This window comes from Amycolatopsis sp. NPDC104587 (assembly GCF_055583645.1).
The window spans coordinates 131133-149131 of sequence record NZ_JBVJNO010000015.1; the positions used below are offsets into that span (position 1 = coordinate 131133).

General features: G+C 69.7%; 20 protein-coding genes. 13 read left to right on the plus strand and 7 right to left on the minus strand.

The features are described from left to right. The first annotated feature begins 10 nt into the window (after nt 1-10). The 8 genes from ACZ61C_RS38000 to ACZ61C_RS38035 all read left to right on the plus strand — a co-directional run bounded on the left by ACZ61C_RS38000 (nt 11) and on the right by ACZ61C_RS38035 (nt 6481). Complete coding sequence (locus ACZ61C_RS38000) at nt 11-1375, plus strand: WS/DGAT/MGAT family O-acyltransferase (RefSeq protein WP_465312751.1); 1365 nt, start codon at nt 11-13, stop codon at nt 1373-1375. Between the two features lie 117 nt (nt 1376-1492). Next, nucleotides 1493-1588: a pyrroloquinoline quinone precursor peptide PqqA gene (gene pqqA / locus ACZ61C_RS38005; protein WP_465312752.1), complete on the plus strand. Its 96-nt coding sequence runs from the start codon at nt 1493-1495 to the stop codon at nt 1586-1588. A gap of 3 nt (nt 1589-1591) precedes the next feature. Then, nucleotides 1592-2281, plus strand: coding sequence for a pyrroloquinoline-quinone synthase PqqC (gene pqqC / locus ACZ61C_RS38010; RefSeq protein WP_465312753.1), 690 nt, complete (start codon nt 1592-1594; stop codon nt 2279-2281). After that, nucleotides 2278-2544, plus strand: coding sequence for a pyrroloquinoline quinone biosynthesis peptide chaperone PqqD (pqqD, locus tag ACZ61C_RS38015; RefSeq protein WP_465312754.1), 267 nt, complete (start codon nt 2278-2280; stop codon nt 2542-2544). Before pqqC ends, pqqD begins: the two co-directional genes overlap by 4 nt. Continuing rightward, on the plus strand, nt 2535-3599 hold the full coding sequence (pqqE, locus tag ACZ61C_RS38020; protein ID WP_465312755.1) for a pyrroloquinoline quinone biosynthesis protein PqqE: 1065 nt from the start codon (nt 2535-2537) through the stop codon (nt 3597-3599). Before pqqD ends, pqqE begins: the two co-directional genes overlap by 10 nt. After that, on the plus strand, nt 3596-4429 hold the full coding sequence (gene pqqB / locus ACZ61C_RS38025) for a pyrroloquinoline quinone biosynthesis protein PqqB (RefSeq protein WP_465312756.1): 834 nt from the start codon (nt 3596-3598) through the stop codon (nt 4427-4429). Before pqqE ends, pqqB begins: the two co-directional genes overlap by 4 nt. Nucleotides 4430-4494: 65 nt before the next feature. Beyond that, nucleotides 4495-5004 carry an ArsR/SmtB family transcription factor gene (locus ACZ61C_RS38030; RefSeq protein ID WP_465312757.1) on the plus strand — a complete coding sequence of 170 codons (510 nt, stop codon included), beginning with the start codon at nt 4495-4497 and terminating at the stop codon, nt 5002-5004. A gap of 247 nt (nt 5005-5251) precedes the next feature. Beyond that, nucleotides 5252-6481 (plus strand): MFS transporter, encoded by a 1230-nt coding sequence (locus ACZ61C_RS38035; RefSeq protein ID WP_465312758.1) that lies wholly within the window; start codon nt 5252-5254, stop codon nt 6479-6481. Here the strand turns inward: ACZ61C_RS38035 and ACZ61C_RS38040 are convergent. The 4 genes from ACZ61C_RS38040 to ACZ61C_RS38055 form a co-directional block, all read right to left on the minus strand. Then, nucleotides 6459-6911 (minus strand): MaoC family dehydratase, encoded by a 453-nt coding sequence (locus tag ACZ61C_RS38040; RefSeq protein ID WP_465312759.1) that lies wholly within the window; start codon nt 6909-6911, stop codon nt 6459-6461. The genes ACZ61C_RS38035 and ACZ61C_RS38040 overlap by 23 nt on opposite strands. A gap of 281 nt (nt 6912-7192) precedes the next feature. After that, nucleotides 7193-7381, minus strand: coding sequence for a hypothetical protein (locus ACZ61C_RS38045; protein WP_465312760.1), 189 nt, complete (start codon nt 7379-7381; stop codon nt 7193-7195). A gap of 127 nt (nt 7382-7508) precedes the next feature. After that, the gene (locus ACZ61C_RS38050; protein ID WP_465312761.1) at nt 7509-8891 is read right to left on the minus strand and encodes an amidase; all 1383 of its coding nucleotides are present in this window, start codon (nt 8889-8891) and stop codon (nt 7509-7511) included. Next, entirely contained in the window at nt 8888-9886 is a 999-nt protein-coding gene (locus tag ACZ61C_RS38055) for a D-2-hydroxyacid dehydrogenase (protein ID WP_465312762.1), read from the minus strand. Before ACZ61C_RS38055 ends, ACZ61C_RS38050 begins: the two co-directional genes overlap by 4 nt. Before the next feature lie 101 nt (nt 9887-9987). Here ACZ61C_RS38055 and ACZ61C_RS38060 point away from each other — a divergent pair, with 101 nt between their 5' ends. Genes ACZ61C_RS38060 through ACZ61C_RS38070 form a run of 3 tightly spaced genes read left to right on the plus strand, consistent with a single transcriptional unit; the run spans nt 9988 to nt 12255 of the window. After that, entirely contained in the window at nt 9988-10728 is a 741-nt protein-coding gene (locus ACZ61C_RS38060; protein ID WP_465312763.1) for a maleate cis-trans isomerase family protein, read from the plus strand. Between the two features lie 59 nt (nt 10729-10787). Beyond that, on the plus strand, nt 10788-11534 hold the full coding sequence (locus ACZ61C_RS38065) for a maleate cis-trans isomerase family protein (protein ID WP_465312764.1): 747 nt from the start codon (nt 10788-10790) through the stop codon (nt 11532-11534). A gap of 1 nt (nt 11535) precedes the next feature. Then, on the plus strand, nt 11536-12255 hold the full coding sequence (locus tag ACZ61C_RS38070; RefSeq protein WP_465312765.1) for a GntR family transcriptional regulator: 720 nt from the start codon (nt 11536-11538) through the stop codon (nt 12253-12255). Between the two features lie 220 nt (nt 12256-12475). On the opposite strand, the gene ACZ61C_RS38075 is transcribed toward ACZ61C_RS38070, so the two are convergent. From ACZ61C_RS38075 to ACZ61C_RS38085, 3 genes are read right to left on the minus strand one after another with little or no spacing between them, the layout of a single operon-like run. After that, a complete protein-coding gene (locus ACZ61C_RS38075) occupies nt 12476-12940 on the minus strand; it encodes a DUF4262 domain-containing protein (protein WP_465312766.1) in 465 nt (154 codons plus the stop codon). Nucleotides 12941-13000: 60 nt separating this feature from the next. Beyond that, nucleotides 13001-14059 carry a tartrate dehydrogenase gene (locus ACZ61C_RS38080; RefSeq protein ID WP_465312767.1) on the minus strand — a complete coding sequence of 353 codons (1059 nt, stop codon included), beginning with the start codon at nt 14057-14059 and terminating at the stop codon, nt 13001-13003. Next, complete coding sequence (locus ACZ61C_RS38085; RefSeq protein WP_465312769.1) at nt 14056-15519, minus strand: NAD-dependent succinate-semialdehyde dehydrogenase; 1464 nt, start codon at nt 15517-15519, stop codon at nt 14056-14058. The genes ACZ61C_RS38080 and ACZ61C_RS38085 overlap by 4 nt, the downstream gene beginning before the upstream one ends. 92 nt (nt 15520-15611) lie before the next feature. Here ACZ61C_RS38085 and ACZ61C_RS38090 point away from each other — a divergent pair, with 92 nt between their 5' ends. Then, nucleotides 15612-16868 carry an aspartate aminotransferase family protein gene (locus ACZ61C_RS38090; protein ID WP_465312771.1) on the plus strand — a complete coding sequence of 419 codons (1257 nt, stop codon included), beginning with the start codon at nt 15612-15614 and terminating at the stop codon, nt 16866-16868. Nucleotides 16869-16870: 2 nt separating this feature from the next. Then, nucleotides 16871-17368 carry a DUF3830 family protein gene (locus ACZ61C_RS38095; RefSeq protein ID WP_465312772.1) on the plus strand — a complete coding sequence of 166 codons (498 nt, stop codon included), beginning with the start codon at nt 16871-16873 and terminating at the stop codon, nt 17366-17368. Nucleotides 17369-17999 lie beyond the last annotated feature (631 nt).

The following is a 17999-nucleotide window of genomic DNA, read 5'->3' on the forward strand; positions in this document are numbered from 1 at the left end:
GTGATGTCCTATGGCGATGATGCCCGTGACCGACTCGATGTTCCTCCTGGTCGAAACGCGCGAGCATCCGATGCACGTGGGCGGTCTGCAGCTGTTCAAGAAACCGGACGGCGCGGGCCCGGACTACCTGCGCGACGTCCGCCGGAACCTGCTCGAATCGGACAACATGCGGTCGGTGTTCCGCCGCCGCCCGGCCCGCCCGGTCAACACGATGGGACACGTCGCCTGGCGGGCCGAGACCGACCTCGAGCTCGACTACCACTTCCGGCACTCGGCGCTGCCGCAGCCGGGCCGCGTCCGCGAGCTGCTGGAGCTGACGTCACGCTGGCACAGCACCCTCCTCGACCGGCACCGCCCGTTGTGGGAGACCCACCTCATCGAAGGCCTGGCCGACGGCCGCTTCGCCGTCTACACGAAGGTGCACCACGCGCTGATGGACGGCGTCTCCGCGCTGCGCCAGCTGCAGGGCACGCTGTCCGACGACCCGGGCGACCTGGACTGCCCGCCGTGGTGGGGCAGCCGGCGCAAGCCCGGTGAAAAGCCCGCCAAGAGCCCTCGCTCGCTCCTCGAGACCGCGGGCAAGACCGTCAACCAGCTCGCCGGCCTGGCGCCCGCCGCGATGAAGGTGGCGCGGGAAGCGTTCAGCGAGCACACGGTGACCCTGCCGGGGCAGGCGCCGCGGACGATGTTCAACGTCCCGATCGGCGGCGCGCGGCGGTTCGCGGCGCAGTCGTGGTCGCTCGACCGCGTCCGGAAGGTCGCCACCGCCGCCGGAGTGTCGCGCAACGACGTCGTGCTCGCGATGTGCTCCGGCGCGCTGCGGGACTACCTCATCGAGCAGCGCGCGCTGCCGGACGCGCCGCTCGTCGCGATGGTGCCGGTGTCGCTGCGCCGCCAGAACGACCCCGGCGAAGCGTCGGGCAACAACATCGGCGCGCTGCTGTGCAACCTCGCCACCGACCTGCCGGACGCGGGCAAGCGGCTCGTCACGATCCACCAGTCCATGCGCAACGGCAAGCGGCTGTTCTCGGAGCTGACGCCGTTGCAGACGCTGTTGTTATCGGCCGTTAACGTCGCGCAGCTGGGCGCCTCGCCCATCCCGGGCGTCGTGAACAACACGCGCCCGCCGTTCAACCTGGTGATCTCGAACGTGCCCGGCCCGCGCAAGCAGATGTACTGGAACGGCGCCCAGCTCGACGGCATCTACCCGGCGTCGGTGCTGCTCGACGGCCAGGCCGTCAACATCACGCTGACCAGCAACGGCGACAACCTCGACTTCGGCGTCACCGGCTGCCGGCGCAGCGTGCCGCACCTGCAGCGGATCCTGACGCACCTCGACACGGCGCTCGTCGAGCTGGAGGCCGCGGTCAGGTAGCACCGGTGAGCGGCACCCGCACTCGGCCATAGGAAGGAAAGTTTCCGAACTGCTCTGGCCAGCTCGCTCTCCGCGCTCCTACGGTGGCGGAGATCAGTTCCGCGAGAGGAGCAGGAAATGACCGAAGGCACCGAAGTGTGGACCACGCCCGACTTCGTCGAATACGAAACTCCCATGGAGGTGACCGCCTACGCGGCCCGCATGGCGGACTGAACCGTGACCGTCGAGCCATTGCCGGAAAGCGCATTCACGGCTGAGCTGCGCGGTCTTTCCGGCCGGTACTGGGGCACGCACCCGTTCCACCACCGCTTGCACGCGGGTGAGCTGACCGAGCGCGGGTTGCGCGTCTGGGCGGCCAACCGCTGGTACTACCAGCAGGCGCTGCCGCAGAAGGACGCGGCGATCATCAGCAACTGCCCCCTGCCGGAGATCCGGCGGCACTGGCTCGACCGGATCGTCTACCACGACGGCACCACCGCCGGGGACGGCGGCGCCGAACGCTGGCTGCGCCTCTGCGCCGCGGTCGGCCTCGACCGCGACGAGGTGCTCGACCAGCGCCACGTCGTCCCCGGTGTCCGCTTCGCCGTCGACGCCTACGTGCACTTCGCGCGCACCAAACCGTGGTGGGAGGCCGTCGCCTCCGGCCTCACCGAGATGTTCGCCGGGCACCTGATGCAGCAACGCGTCGCGGACATGCTGGCGAACTACGCGTGGATCGCGCCCGCGGACCTCGCCTACTTCACCAACCGGATCGACAAGGTCTCCGGCGAGGGCAAGGACACCCTCGACATCGTGGTCCGCCACTGCGTCACGCGCGAACAGCAGGACCGCGCGATCGCCGCGCTGGCCTTCAAGTGCGACGTCCTGTGGACCATGCTGGACGCGATCGAGCGGGCGGCGGGATGATCACCGCGGCGTCCGTCCCGCAGCTGCGCCGCGGTGTGCGGCTGTCCTTCGACCACGTCCGGGAGACGCACGTGCTTCTGTTCCCCGAAGGTGTCCTGGTGCCGAACGCGACGGCGGCCGCGGTGCTCGAACTCTGCGACGGAGCGCGATCCGTCACCGAAATCACGACGGTCCTGGGAAAGCGCTTTTCCGGCGTCCGGGCCGACGACGTCCTCGAAGTATTGTCCCGGCTGGGTGAACGGCGGGTCGTCGCATGGACGTGACCCCGCCGCTCGGCCTCCTCGCCGAGCTGACCCACCGTTGCCCGTTGCATTGTCCTTATTGCTCCAATCCTCTTGAACTCGTGTCGCGCGACGCCGAGCTGTCCACCGAGGACTGGATTTCGGTGCTTTCGCAGGCGCGTGAGCTCGGCGTGCTGCAGGTGCACATGTCCGGCGGCGAACCACTGGCCCGCCCCGACCTGCCGGAGCTGGTGGCGCACGCGAGCAGCCTCGGCTGCTACGTCAACCTCGTCACCTCCGGGCTGGGCCTCACCGCGTCGCGGCTGGACGACCTCGTCGAACGCGGCCTGGCGCACATCCAGCTGTCGGCGCAGGGCGCGACGCGGGAGCGCGCGAACCTGCTGGCCGGAGCCAAGGCGCACGACCGGAAGCTCGCCGCGGCCGCACTCGTGAAGGCGGCCGGGCTGCCGTTGTCGCTGAACGTCGTGCTGCACCGGCAGAACCACGACGAGCTGGCCGGGATCATCGCCCTGGCCGAGCGGATGGGCGCCGACCGGCTGGAGCTGGCGAACACCCAGTACTACGGCTGGGCGCTGCGCAACCGCGACGCGCTGATGCCGACGCCGGCCCAGCTCGAGGCCGCCGAGCCGATCGTGCGCGCGGCCAGCTCGCGGCTGCGCGGCACGATGGAGATCGTCTACGTCGTCGCCGACTACTACGAGCCATACCCGAAACCGTGCATGTACGGCTGGGGCGCGCGGCAGCTGACCGTCGCGCCGGACGGCACCGTCCTGCCGTGCCCCGCGGCGTCGGCGATCACGACACTGCAGCTGTCCTCGGTGCGGGACACCCCGCTCGCCGACATCTGGTACCGCTCCGAGTCCTTCAACGCCTACCGCGGCGAGGACTGGATGGCCGAGCCGTGCCGCACGTGCGACCGCCGCGGGCTCGACTTCGGCGGCTGCCGCTGCCAGGCGTTCCTGCTCACCGGCGACGCCGCGGCGACCGACCCGGTGTGCTCGCGGTCGCCGCAGCGCGACGTCGTCGACCTGATCCTGTCCCGGCCGGGCACGTCCGAGCTGGTCATGCGCCGGTGAAGGTCATCCTGCTCGGCACAGCCGCGGGCGGTGGGTGCCCGCAGTGGAACTGCGCGTGCCGGTTGTGCACGTCCGGACTCCCGCCGCGCACCCAGGACTGCGTCGCGGTGAGCGCCGACGGCGCAGGCTGGTACTTGCTCAACTGTTCACCCGACATCCGGTCCCAGATCCTTTCCACGCCGGCGTTGCGGGCCGGGCCCGGCCCGCGCGAGATCCCGGTGCGCGGAGTGCTGCTCACCGACGCCGAGCTGGACCACTCCCTGGGTTTGCTGATGCTGCGCGAGTCGGGCGGTCTCCCGGTGTGGGCGCCCGACGCGGTGCGGCAGGGGCTCGCGCCCGTACGCGCGATCCTCGACAGCTACGGCGGCTGGGACTGGCGGCCACCGGAGGACCTTCCGGGACTGCGAGTCGCCTGCCTTCCGGTGAGTGACAAACGGCCGAAGTACACGTCCGCGCAGGACGGCCCGTGGGTGGTCGCCTACCGGATCGAGGACCCGGTCACCGGCGGTGTGCTGGTCTACGCGCCGTGCCTGAAGTGCTGGCCGCCGGGCTTCGACTCGTTCGTGAAGGGTGCATCTCTGGTGCTGCTCGACGGCACGTTCTACGCGCCGGACGAAATGGCCGGTGTCGACGGGCCGGACCAGCTCGCGATGGGGCACCTCCCGATCACCGCGAGCCTGGCCCGCATCACCGGGCGGCCGGGGCCGCGCTGGGCGTTAACGCACGTTAACAACACGAACCCGGTGCTGGACCCGGCATCCCCAGAACACGCCGCAGTGCTGACCGCCGGCGCACTGCTCCCGGCGGACGGCACGGAGTTTTCTCTCTAAGCGTCAGTCTTCCCGGTCAACGAAACCCCCAAATAAGTCTTTGACAGTCGTGGCAGACTCGCACCATGCCCCACGACCACCTGCGTGTCCTGGCCCACCCGCTGCGCATGCGCATCCTGTCCCTTCTGACGGGCACGGCGATGAGCGCGGCCGAAGCGGCGCGAGAGCTGGACGACACGCAGGCGAACATCAGCTACCACCTGCGCCGCCTGCACGAAGCGGGCCTGGTGGAGGTGGCCGAGGAGGTCCAGATCCGCGGCGGCCGGGCGAAGCGCTACCGCCACCACCCGGACTCGGGCCGCCGCCTGACGCGCCACGCCCCGGCAGAAGAGCAGCTCTTGACGAAGGCCATCGCGAGCGAGCTGCTCCGCCGGGCAAGTTCCCGTGCGGCGGACCGCCCGGCATCGCTGACGGACGCGGAGCTGTGGGTGAACCCGGCGGTGTGGGCGGGGTTGCTCGAGCGGGCGACGACGTTGAGCCAAGAGCTGCACGACGCGGCGCAGCCACCGCGAACCCCAGGGACGGTGCGGGTCAGCGCAAGCGTGGCCCTGTTCGAACTGGGCGAACCGCAGTGAGCGCGCCGCCTGGGAGGTACGACGCCGGTGCCCGTCGGCGCGCTCGCGGAGCGGCTAGAGCATCTCTATTGGCCGTCGTCGCGGCGAAGCGGCTACGTCCGCGTCCGCGACCAACCATAAGCAGCCGCGTGAACGCTCGTTAACCGAGCCACCTGAACCCCGCCGCCAAGCTTCGCGCGAATCCTCTTGTCCCACCGGCCGTCACCCTCGCCGTCGAGTTGCCACCCACACCCCCGGAGCTTCTCCCATGAACCCACTGCTCGCCCCGCTACGCGAGACCCGCTTTCGAGCCCTCGTCACCGGCCGGACGTTCGCCGACTTCGCCAACGCCGTCGCGCCCTTTGCGCTGGCCTTCGCGGTCGTCGACCTGACCGGGTCGGCCGTTGATCTCGGGATCGTCGTCGGGGCGCGGTCGATCGCCAACGTCCTGCTCGTGCTGTTCGGCGGCATGCTGGCCGACCGGCTGCCGCGGTCAGTGATCCTGCAGGGCACCGAAACCGCCGCCGCGCTCACGCAGGCCGCCATCGCCGCGAGCGTCCTTTGTGGATTCGCCTCGATCCCGCTGCTGGTCGGGCTCAGCCTGCTCAACGGCGCCGTCTCGGCGATCTCCCTGCCCGCCGCCGCCTCGCTCACGCCGTTGACCGTGCCTTCTCCGCTGCTCGCCCAGGCGAACGCGCTGGTCCGGCTGCTCTCGAACGTCGGCCGCATCGCCGGCGCCGGGCTCGCCGGGATCCTCGTCGCGTTCGTCGGCTCCGGCTGGGCGCTCGCCGGGAACGCCGTGCTGTTCCTCGCCGCGGCGCTGTCGTACCGCCGGATCCGGCTGCCGCGCGAGGAGCGGATCCCGGGCAGCCGTCCGCTCGCCGAGCTCGCCGTGGGTTGGCACGAGTTCCGCGCCCGCTCGTGGGTGTGGCTGGTGGTGCTGCAGTTCATGGTGGTCAACGCGGTGAACGCGGGCGCGCTCCTGGTGATCGGCCCGCTTGTCGCCGACGAGACCTTCGGCCGCACCGGCTGGGGGCTCGCGCTGGCCGTGCAGACCGCCGGGTCGCTGCTCGGCGGCATCGTCGCCGCGCGCTGGCAGCCGCGGCGGATGCTCCTGATCGGCGTCGCGCTGGTCATGGTCGACGCGCTGCCGATGCTCGCCCTCGGCGAGACGCCGTACCTGCTGCCGCTGCTGTTCGCGATGTTCCTGTCCGGGATCGCGATCGAGCAGTTCTCCGTCGCGTGGGACGTGTCGCTGCAGGAGAACATCCCGCCCGCCAAGCTCGCCCGCGTCTACTCCTACGACATGCTCGGCTCGTTCGTCGCGATGCCGCTCGGCCAGATCAGCGCGGGCCCCCTCGCCGAAGCCGCCGGCCACGAAGCAACCCTGCTCGGCGGCGCGGCCCTGGTCGTCGCCGCGACGGTGCTGGTGCTGGTCAACCCGCAGGTGCGCGGCCTGGTCCGCCACGCACCGGTCAGCTCGGGCGAACCAGGATGAAGTTCAGCAGGCTCGCACTGAAGACGACATCGTCCCCCGCGTCGACGAGCTCGACGTGCGTGCGCACCAGTCCACGATCCGGCTTCGAGCGGGAGAGCCGCGCCTCGGTGACGGTCGCCCGCAGCCGCAACACGGCTCCCGGCCGCACCGGACGCGGCCACCGCAGCTCGTCGACGCCCGGGCTCCCCAGACTGGACACAGTGGACAGGTAGTGGTCGGCGTAGAGCCGCATCATCAGGCTGGCGGTATGCCAGCCACTGGCGATCAGCCCGCCGAAGGGCCCCTCCGCCGCGACGACCGCGTCGGTGTGGAAGCTCTGCGGGTCGTAGCGCCGGGCGAATTCGAGGATCTCGGTCTCGGTGACCTCAACGCTGCCGCAGTCGTAGGTCGTGCCCTGGACGTAGTCCTCGAAGTAGCGATCGCTCGTCATGGCCGCAGCGTGCCACAGACGAAAGGCTCAGCATCGCTTGCGCCCGCGGCACGCGGTTGTCCCCACCCTCAGCCGGTTGTGGACAACTCCGGCGCGAAACCCCCGAAAAGCCAGAACCGCCCACACCGCCCGATAGACTGGCCAGGGGGCCGACCCCCGGGACAGGGCGGGCCCTGGCCGGGATCGTTCCGGCGCGAGAGGTGCACCCGCTTTGGCCGCGGCGAGCTGCAGGCTCCGGCCGCGGAGAGCTGCAGGTTCGCCCGGCGCGAGAACTGCGCCGGTCAACGGCCCGCGCGAGGTTCCGGTGTCAGGTCGCGGTGGCCGTCGAGGCGCCACCAGTTCTCCAGCGTCTCGCGCAACGCCTTCAGCAACTCGCCGCCCGTCTCCAACGGGACCAGCGCCGCCTTGCCGTCGTCCACCCGGACCGCTGCCGCCAGGCGGTCGCCCTGCTCGATCAGGCCGACCACCACCCGGGTTGGCTGTCCGGTCGCGTCTACCGTGGGAATGGCTCGTTCGTACCGCCAGCCTGGAGCGTTCACCCGGCCGACAGTGGCACAGCTTTCTCCGCGACGGCCCGGGTTTCACCCTCAAGTGTGGTCAGGCAAGCGCCCAGGGCCGGACTTCCTCCAAGAGCTTCGCCACGGCCAGCACGAGGTCGTCCGAGTGGCGCGGACCGACGATCTGCAGGCCCACCGGCAGCCCCGCGGACGTGCGGCCGGCCGGAACGCTGATCGCCGGCTGCTGCGTCATGTTGAACGGGTACGTGAACGGCGTCCACTCCGGCCACTCGCTCAACCCGCTGCCCGGCGGCACGTTGTGCCCGGCTTCGAACGCGGCGATCGGGATCGTCGGGGTGATCAGCACGTCGTAGCGCGTGTGGAACTCGCCCATCAGGATGCCCAGGGCTGCTCGCTCGGCCGTGGCGTCGAGGTAGTCGCTCGCGCTCCACGTCTTGCCCAGCTCCCAGACCTTCCGCAGGCCCGGGTCGGTCCGGTCCTCGGAGCCCGGCGGGAACGAGTCGAGCAGCTTCGCCGCACCCGACGACCACAGGACGTCGAACGCCGGCTTCGGGTCGGTGAACCCCGGGTCGGTCTCCTCGATGCGTAGCCCCGCGTCGCCCAGCGCGCGCACCGCAGCCGCGACGATCTCGGCGATCTCCGGGTCGACGTCGACATACCCGAGCGTCGGCGAGAAGGCTGCGATCAGGCCGCGCACGTCCCGCCGGACGGCCTCGCGGAACGACGCCACCGGCGGCGCCAGCGCGGCCGGGTCACGGTGGTCGGGCATCGACAGCACGTCCAGCAGCAGCGCGGTGTCGTCCACCGACCGCGCCATCGGTCCGGCGTGCGACAGCGGCCCGAACGGGCTCGCCGGGTAGAGCGGGATCCGGCCGTGGGTCGGCTTCAGCCCGACGATCCCGCAGAACGACGCCGGGATCCGCACCGAGCCACCGCCGTCGGTGCCGACCGACAACTCGCCCATCCCCGCCGCGACGGCCGCGGCGCTGCCGCCGCTCGAGCCACCCGCGGTCTTCGACGGGTCGACCGGGTTGCGCGTGATGCCCTGCAGCGGGCTGTCGGTGACGCCCTTCCAGGCGATCTCGGGCGTGGTGGTCTTGCCGAGCAGCACCAGGCCGGCCTCACGCATGCGCGCGGCGACCGGGCTGTCGACGTCCCACGGCTGATCCGGGCTGATGCTCTTCGAACCCCGGACGGTCGGCCACCCCTGCGTGAGGAACATGTCCTTGATCGAGGACGGTACGCCGTCGAGCAGGCCGATCGGGTTGCCGTCCCGCCAGCGGATCTCGGACGCCTTGGCCTGTTCGAGCGCCCCGTCGGCGTCGACGAGGCAGTAAGCGTTGCACTCGCCGTCCCGGTCCTCGATGGCCTGCAGCGCGTTCTGCGTCGCCTCGACCGGCGAGAGTTCGCCGGTCGCGTATGCGGCGACGAGCTCGCTGGCGGTCAGCATCCTGTCGTTCATCCGGCTCCCTGGTTCCCCGACGGCACGTAGCCGAGCGACTTGTCGACGACATTGCGCAGCGGCTCCCCAGCGCGCCAGCGGCGGAAGTTCTCGGCGAACACCTCGACCAGCGTGTTCCGCCAGCCGACGAAGTCGCCGGACATGTGCGGCGAGACCAGCACGTCCGGCATGCGCCAAAGCGGGCTCTCCGCGGGCAGCGGCTCGGTGTCGAAGACGTCGAGCGCCGCGCCGGCGATGGTCTTGTCCGCGAGCGCCTCGACCAGATCCGAGGTGACCACCAGCTCGCCCCGCCCGACGTTCACGAACCGCGCGGACGGCTTCATCGCGGCGAACGCACGCGCGTCGAACATGCCTTTGGTGTGCTCGGTCAGCGGTGCGACGGCGACGACGTAGTCGGCGTGCGGCAAAAACTCGGTGAGCCGCGAAGACTCGTGCACGACGCCGAAGTCAGGGTCGCCAGTGCGCTCCCGCCTGCCGGCGCCGCTGACCCGCATCCCTGTGGCGCGCAGCAGCCGCGCGATGGCCCGACCGATCGGCCCGGTGCCGACGACCACCACCTCGCGCCCGGCGATGCGCTCGCTCTCGCGGTGCTGCCAGCGACCTGCGAGCTGCAGGTCGCGAGACCGCGCGAAGTCCTTCGCGAATGCCAGCACGACGCCGAGCACGTACTCCGCGATCGCGTCATCAAAGACTCCGCGCGAGTTGGTCAGGACGACGTCACTCTCGACCAGCCCCGGAAACAGCACGGGGTCGACGCCCGCGCTGGCGATGTGCAGCCAGCGCAGCCGGTCGGCGCCGTGCCAGGCGCCCGGCACCGCCGTGGAGAGGAAGTCGTAGACGAAGAGTGCGTCCGCTCCGGCCAGCGCATCCGCGAGGCCGTCCGCGTCCGTGTAACGCACGACCGCCCCGGATTCGACAGCAAGCATGTCCGGTGGACGGTGCTCGCCGCAGAGCACGGCCAGGACGGGAGTTTCCCGGTTTTCCGAGGCGATCACGTTGACACGGTAAAAGCGGCTCGTATGATTGTCAACAATCCGAGGAACGACCCCCGGAGCACCGGACGTGTCAAGTTCAGACGTATTCCGGAGGCTGAGCCTTGGATTTCGACTTCCTGGCGTTCGACGGCCCGCTGGCTCAACGCGGCATCGGGGTCATCGCGCCCTTCGACCTCGCACTGGAGCGCGAGCTCTGGCGATGGGTGCCGATCGAGGTGTCGCTGCACCTCGCCCGCACGCCGTACGAGCCCGTGCCGGTGAGCATGGAGATGGCACGTCTCGTCAGCGACAGCCACCACCTGGCCGGCGCCACCCGCGACGTGCTGCACGTCGAGCCCGAGGTGGTCGCCTATCTCTGCACGTCGGGCAGCTTCGTCAACGGCGTCGACTACGAGCGCTCCCTGACCAAGGCGATCTGCGACGCAGGCGCACCGGACGCGGTCACCACCTCGGGTGCGCTCGCAGAGGTGCTGCTCCAGCTCGACCTGCACCGTGTGTCGGTGCTGACGCCCTACGACGCCGACCTGACCGCAGCTCTGCACGACTTCCTCGGCGAGCTGAACGTCGAGACGGTGGCAAGCGACCACCTCGGACTGGGCGGTGGAATCTGGAAGGTCAGCTACCGGACGATCGCCGAACGCATTCTCGCCGCCGACCACGGCGACGCCGAGGCGATCTTCGTCAGCTGCACCAACCTCCCCACCTACGACCTGATCGAGCCCTTGGAAGCAGCGCTCGGCAAGCCGGTGCTCACGGCCAACCAGCTGACCATGTGGGCGTGCCTGCGCCGGATGAACCTGCCGATCGTCGGACCCGGGAAGTGGCTTCGTGACGTGTCGTGAAGGATTTCCTTGACCAGCCCTCTAGGATTGTCGACAATTTGCGTCCCTCCGGAGGTTTCGTGACCACCATCGGTTTCATCTACCCCGACCACGCGGCCGAAGACGACTACCCGCTGGCCGAGCAGCTGCTCGGCGGCGCGGCGGCCGACGAGGGCGACATCCGGCTGGCGGTCGAGCACATCTACGGCACCGACAAGCACGCGGTCGCCGAACTGCTCGACCTCGGCAGCGAAGCCCGTCTCGCCGACGGCGCCGCCCTGCTCGGGAAGCACGAACCGGACGCGGTCGTCTGGGCGTGCACCAGCGGCAGCTTCGTCTACGGCTGGGACGGCGCCCGCGACCAGGCCGACCGCCTCGCCGCCGTCGCCGGGGTGCCGGCCTCCAGCACCTCCTTCGCGTTCGTGCACGCCGCGCGTGCTCTGAACGTCAAGCGGGTCGCCGTCGCCGCGAGCTACCCGGACGACATCGCCCAGCTGTTCGTGGACTTCCTCAAAGCCGGTGGCATCGAAGTCGTCGCGATGGCCAGCGCCGACATCATCACCGCCGCCGAGGTCGGCTCGATGACGCCGGAGGCTGTCATCGATCTCGCCGTCAGCCACGACCACCCGGACGCCGACGCCGTGCTGGTGCCGGACACCGCGATGCGGACCCTCCAGGAGATCAACGCGGTCGAGTTCGCGCTGAAGAAGCCCGTGCTGACCGCCAACCAGGTCACCGTCTGGGAAGGCCTGCGCCTGACCGGACAGCATCGGCTCGTCCGCTCGCTCGGCGCGCTCTTCCGGCATCTGCCGGACGGGAGCGCCTGAGATGGCCCTGCCACCGGGCATGCTGCCCGAGATCGAGCCGGTGAGCCGCGAGTCGACGGCCGCGGTCATCGCGCGTCAGCTGCGCGACGCGATCATGACCGGCGCCCTCCCGCCGGGCACCCAGCTCGGCGAAACCGAGCTGGCCTCACGGTTCCAGGTGTCACGGGGGCCACTCCGGGAAGCGATGCAGCACCTGGTATCCGAAGGCCTCCTGCGCAGCGAGCGGCACCGTGGGCTGTTCGTGATCGACCTCGAGCCCGGCGACGTCTACGACATCTACGCCGCCCGCTCCGCGATCGAACGTGCCGCGATGATCCGCGCCGTGCGTGGCGGGGAACGGGACCGGATCGCGGACGTCCTCGAGCACACCGTCACGGAGATGGCGACGGCCGCGAGCGAAGACGACCCGAGCGCGCTTTCCACGGCGGACCTCAAGTTCCACGAGGCCCTCATCAACGCCTCCGGCAGCAAGCGGCTCGTCCGGATGGCGCGGACCCTGCTCATCGAGACGCGCATGTGCCTGACCGCGCTTCAGAGCACCTACCAGCGGGTCGAGGAACGGGTGGAGGAGCACACGAAGCTCATCCAGGCCCTGCGCGACGGCGACGAGGAGACGGCGCTGGCCCTGCTCGACTCGCACATGGAGGACGCGGTCCAGCGGCTCGCGCCGGGGACGAGCCTCAAAGAGGGGCACGCCCCGCCGGTGCCGGGAAACGCGTGATCGGAGCGCCGACGCCCGTGATCTGACGGCCGACACGCGTGATCGCAGAGCCGACATGCGTGGTTGCGAGGCCGGCACACGCACCCGGACGAACGGTTCGCGGGCCGGAACGGACGCGCGCATCCGGACGTTTTTTTCGCGCACCGGAGAGAACGGCACGCGTACCTGGACCGACGGTATCGGTATCGGGAAACAACCCACCGGCACACCGCACCCGCAGTCAGCACGCATGACGGACTCCCAGGACCGGCTGGCCACCGCGGCCGTCACGGAAGTCCGGGGACCACGGGAAGCGGCCCTGCGGATCCGCGTACACCAGTTGCAGCGCGCGGACTTCCGGGCCGTACAGGGCCACCGCGAACACCAGGTGCGCGGACGGCTCCGTGACCGGCACGACCTCGATCGGCGGTTTACCGCGTAGCGCAACGGATTCCCCCGGCGAGGACGGCGTTGCGTGCAGCGCGTGCAAAGCCATGTCGTTGAGCAGTTGGGCGGCCTCCGGCACGGGCAGGCCGGTCACGACCAGTTCGGGCAGGCCGTACCCACTGAGGCCGATCGTGTAGGCCCACGGCGGGTACAGCCCGCTCTCTTCCACGCCTTGCACAAGCCAGCCCCGGTCGGCCACGCCGTCCCGAAGCCGTTCCACGTACCCGGATCTGTCCGGGTCCTCGCACTGCCGGCACATCGGTGCCTCCTCCCCCTCGGTGGACTTGGGGCCACCGTGCCGGAGGGCACCGACAAAAACTCAGCCCAGCGCTTCGGCCACCGCCGTGCCGAGCCGTTCTGTGGTATGCGTGCCGCCGAGGTCGGGGGTCCGCACGCGGCCCTCGTCGAGCACCCGGTCCACCGCGGTTCGGATCGCTTGCGCGGCAACGGTTTCGCCCAAGTGTTCGACCAGCATTGCGGCCGCCAGGATCTGTGCCACGGGGTTGGCGATTCCCCGTCCCGCGATGTCCGGAGCGCTCCCGTGGACCGCCTCGAACATTGACGGGAATTCACCCGATGGGTTGATGTTGCCGGACGGCGCCATGCCGAGTCCGCCGGTGATCGCGGCCGCGAGGTCGCTCAAGATGTCGCCGAAGAGGTTCGACCCCACGATGACGTCGAGCCGGTCCGGCGCCTGGACCATCCGCGCGGCCAAGGCATCCACGTGCATCTGTTCACTGTGGACATCCGAATACTCGGCCGCGACCTCGGCGAAGATCTCGTCCCAGAAGGGCATCGAGTGGATGAGCCCGTTGGACTTCGTCGCCGAGCAGACGCGCAAAGACCGCGTCTGCGCCAGCTCGAACGCGTACCGGATGATCCGTTCGACACCGACACGCGTGAAGACCGACTCCTGCAGCACGAACTCGTCGGGACGCCCGGCGTTGTGCCGTCCGCCGATCGCGGAATACTCGCCTTCGGAGTTCTCCCGGACGATGACCAGCTCCAGTTCCTCGGCCTTCCGGCCGGTCAGCACGGACGTCGTGCCCGGCAGCAGTCGCACCGGGCGCAGGTTGACGTACTGCTGGAATGCGCGCCGCAGCGGGATCAGCAGGCCCCACAGCGAAACGTGGTCCGGGACGCCGGGGAAGCCGACCGCGCCGAGCAGGATGCCGTCGAACGCCGAGAGCTGCGCGACGCCGTCCTCCGGCATCATCGCGCCGAGCTGGGCGTACCGCTCGCAGCTCCAGTCGAACTCCGTCCATTCCAAGGAGAAGCCGAAGAGCGCGGAAGCCCGGTCGAGGACCTTGCGGGCCTCGACCGTGACGTCCACGCCGATCCCGTCGCCGGGGATGCTCGCGATGCGGTAGGAGCTCACAGGGCCACCGCGATGTACTTGGTCTCGAGGAACTCCTCGATGCCGACCGTGCCGCCTTCGCGGCCGAGCCCTGACTGCTTGATTCCACCGAAGGGCGCCGCCGGGTTCGAGACGATGCCCTGGTTGAGCCCGATCATGCCGGCTTCGAGCGCTTCGGAGACGCGCAGCGCGCGCTTGAGGTCGCTGGTGTAGACGTAGGAGACCAGGCCGAACTCGGTGTCGTTCGCCTTCGTCACTGCCTCTTCTTCGGTGTCGAAGGGCGTGATCGGGGCGACCGGCCCGAAGATCTCCTCGTGCGTCAGCCGCGCCTCCTGCGGAACGTCGGTGAGCACGGTGGCCTGGTAGAAGTGGCCCGGACCGTCGACGCCAGAGCCGCCGGTGAGCACCTTCGCGCCGCGGTCGGTGGCGTCCTTGACCAGCTCCGTCACCTTTTCGACGGCCTTGTCGTCGATCAGCGGTCCGACCACGACGTCCTTCTCCGTGCCGCGGCCCATCGGCAGGGCCTGCATGCGCTCGGTCAGCCGCCGGGAGAACTCTTCGACGACGCCGCGCTGCACGTAGAACCGGTTCGCCGCGGTGCAGGCCTCGCCGATGTTGCGCATCTTCGCCTGCATCGCGCCGTCGATGGCCGCGTCCACGTCGGCGTCGTCGAAGACCAGGAACGGCGCGTTGCCGCCCAGCTCCATCGACGTCCGCAGCACCTTGTCGGCGCACTGCTCCAGCAGCTTCCGGCCGACCCCGGTGGACCCGGTGAACGAGAGCTTGCGCGCCCGCCCGTCGCGGATCAGCGGCTCCATCACGCCGCCGGAGTCGCTGGTGGTGATGACGTTGAGCACGCCTTCGGGCAGTCCGGCCTCGGCGAGGATGCCGGCCAGCGCGAGCATCGACAGCGGCGTCTGCGCAGCCGGCTTGATCACCGAAGTGCAGCCCGCGGCGATGGCCGGGCCGATCTTGCGGGTGCCCATCGCCATCGGGAAGTTCCACGGCGTGATCAGCAGGGTCGGCCCCACTGGCTGCTTGGTGATGAGGAACCGGCCCGTGCCGTTCGGGGCGGTCGCGAAGCCGCCGTCGATCCGGACGGCCTCCTCGGCGAACCAGCGGAAGAACTCGGCGGCGTAGGCGATCTCACCCTTCGACTCGGCGAGCGGCTTGCCCATCTCCAGGGTCATGAGCAGGCCGAGCTCGTCCTGGCGCTGCATCAATAGTTCGTATGCCCGGCGCAGGATCTCCCCGCGCTCCCGCGGTGCCATTTTCGCGAAGTCCGCCTGGGCGGCGACCGCGGCATCCAGAGCTGCAACGCCGTCCGCCGGGGAGGCGTCGGCGACCTGGCACAGCTCTTCGCCGGTGGCCGGGTCGACCACCGGGAACGTCTTCCCGGACCCGGCGGCGACCCACTTGCCGCCGATGAACAGTTCCTTGCCGACCGCGTCGACGACGCCGGACTCGGTGCTCGCGCTCATCCCGACTGCTCCTCACGTGTTGTCCCGACGGCCATGCTATGGATATTGTCAACAATCGACAACCCGCTCAACCGACCAAGGAGCACGCTGCCATGGCCCAGCTATCTCCGCTGCTCAAGCAGGCAACGCCCGTCGTGGTCGACCACGGTGAAGGGGTTTACCTCTACGACATCGACGGCAAACGCCACCTCGACTTCACCGCCGGCATCGGCGTGACGAGCACCGGGCACTGTCATCCGCACGTCGTGCGCGCGGCGCAGGAGCAGATCGGCAAGCTCGTCCACGGGCAGTACACGACCGTGATGCACCAGCCTCTGCTCGAGCTGACAAAACGGCTCGGCGACGTCCTGCCGAGCGGGCTCGACTCGCTCTTCTACTCGAACTCGGGCAGCGAAGCCGTCGAAGCTGCGTTGCGACTCTCGCGGCAGGCGACAAAACGTCCGAACGTCATCGTCATGCAGGGCGGCTTCCACGGCCGGACCGTCGCGGCGGCGTCGATGACGACGTCCGGGACGCGGTTCAGCGCCGGCATCGGCCCGCTGATGGCGGGTGTGCACGTCGCGCCGTTCCCCTACGCCTACCACTACGGCTGGGACGAGCAGACCGCGACAAAGTTCGCGCTGCGCGAGCTGGACTACCTGTTCCAGACAGTCAGCGCGCCCAACGAGACCGCCGCGATCTTCGTCGAGCCTGTGCTCGGCGAGGGCGGGTACGTCCCAGCCAACACGGAGTTCATGGCCGGACTGCGCGAGCGCGCGGACCGGCACGGGATCCTGCTCGTCGTCGACGAGATCCAGACCGGTTTCGGCCGCACCGGGAAGTTCTGGGGGCACGACCACTTCGACGTCTCCCCCGACATCGTGCTCATCGCGAAGGGCCTGGCCAGCGGCTTCCCGCTGTCGGGCATCGCCGCTTCGCAGGAGTTGATGGCGAAGGCGCTCCCGGGTTCCCAGGGCGGCACGTACGGCGGCAATGCCGTCTCGTGCGCCGCGGCGATCGCGACGCTCGAGGTCATCCAGCAGGAGAACCTGGTGGAGAACGCCGCCGAGCGCGGGCGCCAGCTGCTCGAAGGCGCGCGAGTGATCGCGGACAAGACGCCGGCGATCGGCGAGGTGCGGGGGCTCGGCCTGCTGGTCGGCTCGGAGTTCACCACCGCCGACGGCGAGCCGGACGCCGCGACCGCGGCCGCCGCGCAGCAGACCGCCGCCAAGAACGGGCTGCTGCTGCTCACCTGCGGGCCGTACATGAACGTCGTCCGCATGGTGCCGCCGCTGATCGTCAACGCCGAACAGGTCGACGACGCGCTGCGCACCTGGGGCGAGGTCGTCGCTTCCGTCACGGGGAGCTGAGCATGGCCCGGTACATCACGATCACCCTGGACAAGCGCGGGGTGACCTGCCGGGCAAGGCTGCTCGACGACGAGGCGCCGCGCACCTGCAAAGCGGTGTGGGACGCGCTGCCGCAGAGCGGCTCGGCCTATCACGCGAAGTACGCGCGCAACGAGGTCTACACGCTCGTGCCGCCGTTCGCGGAGCCGAAGCCCGGGCGCGAGAACCCGACGATCACGCCGATCCCCGGCGACGTCGTGTACTTCGGGTTCGAAGCCTGGGAGATCGGCAACCCGGCGTACGGCTACGACGAAGACAGCGAAGCGCACAGCGACCAGGGCGCGACCGACCTCGCGATCTTCTACGGGCGCAACAACCTGCTGATCAACGGGGACGCGGGCTGGGTGCCCGGCAACGTGTTCGCCACGATCGAGGAGGGCCTGGCCGAGATGGCGGCGGCCGCGCAGGACCTCTGGTTGCGGGGCGTCGAGGGCGAGACACTCTCGTTCGCGCGAGCCTGAATCCTTTACCCAGCAAGGGGACGCCGGGTGCGGAACTCCGCACCCGGCGTCCCTTTTTTGCGTTGCCCGCCACCCGAAAGGGTGATCGTCGTAAATTCACCTTTCGTGTCCAGTGATCACCACATCGAGCTACGCGAGTGCCCAGGATGCCGGATCAAGGTCGGAACTACCGACGGTGATCTTCACCTCGCTCGCTACCCAGAGTGGTTGACCGCCAAAGCGGGCACCCCGGCGTCAAACACGAAGGGATTACGTGTTTAGCATGGGAAGATTCCGCAGTGGCAATGTCGTTCAGGAATGGCTCTTTGACACCTCGCCAGCACGGTGAAAACCTGACTCCGCTCTCCACGGAGAGCACTCCAGGGAATCCAGAAGCTATTCAAAAGGAGCCATTCCATGCAGATGTTCGCCCAGCACGCCCACTACTGCCACGACATCCTCACCGGCGCGCTGGCGCACCTGGCGCACGTTCTCGGCTGGCTCGTCTGACCCAGGCGACAGCCGGACGCACGGCCGCGGGAAACCGCGGCCGGGGCGCTTTTCCCCCCGCGCGTCCCAGCGCTGGAAACCGTCGTCGGAAAGCGTGGTTTCTGCGGCGGTGCAGTTTTTTTCTCGGTGTGGAACCGAAAAA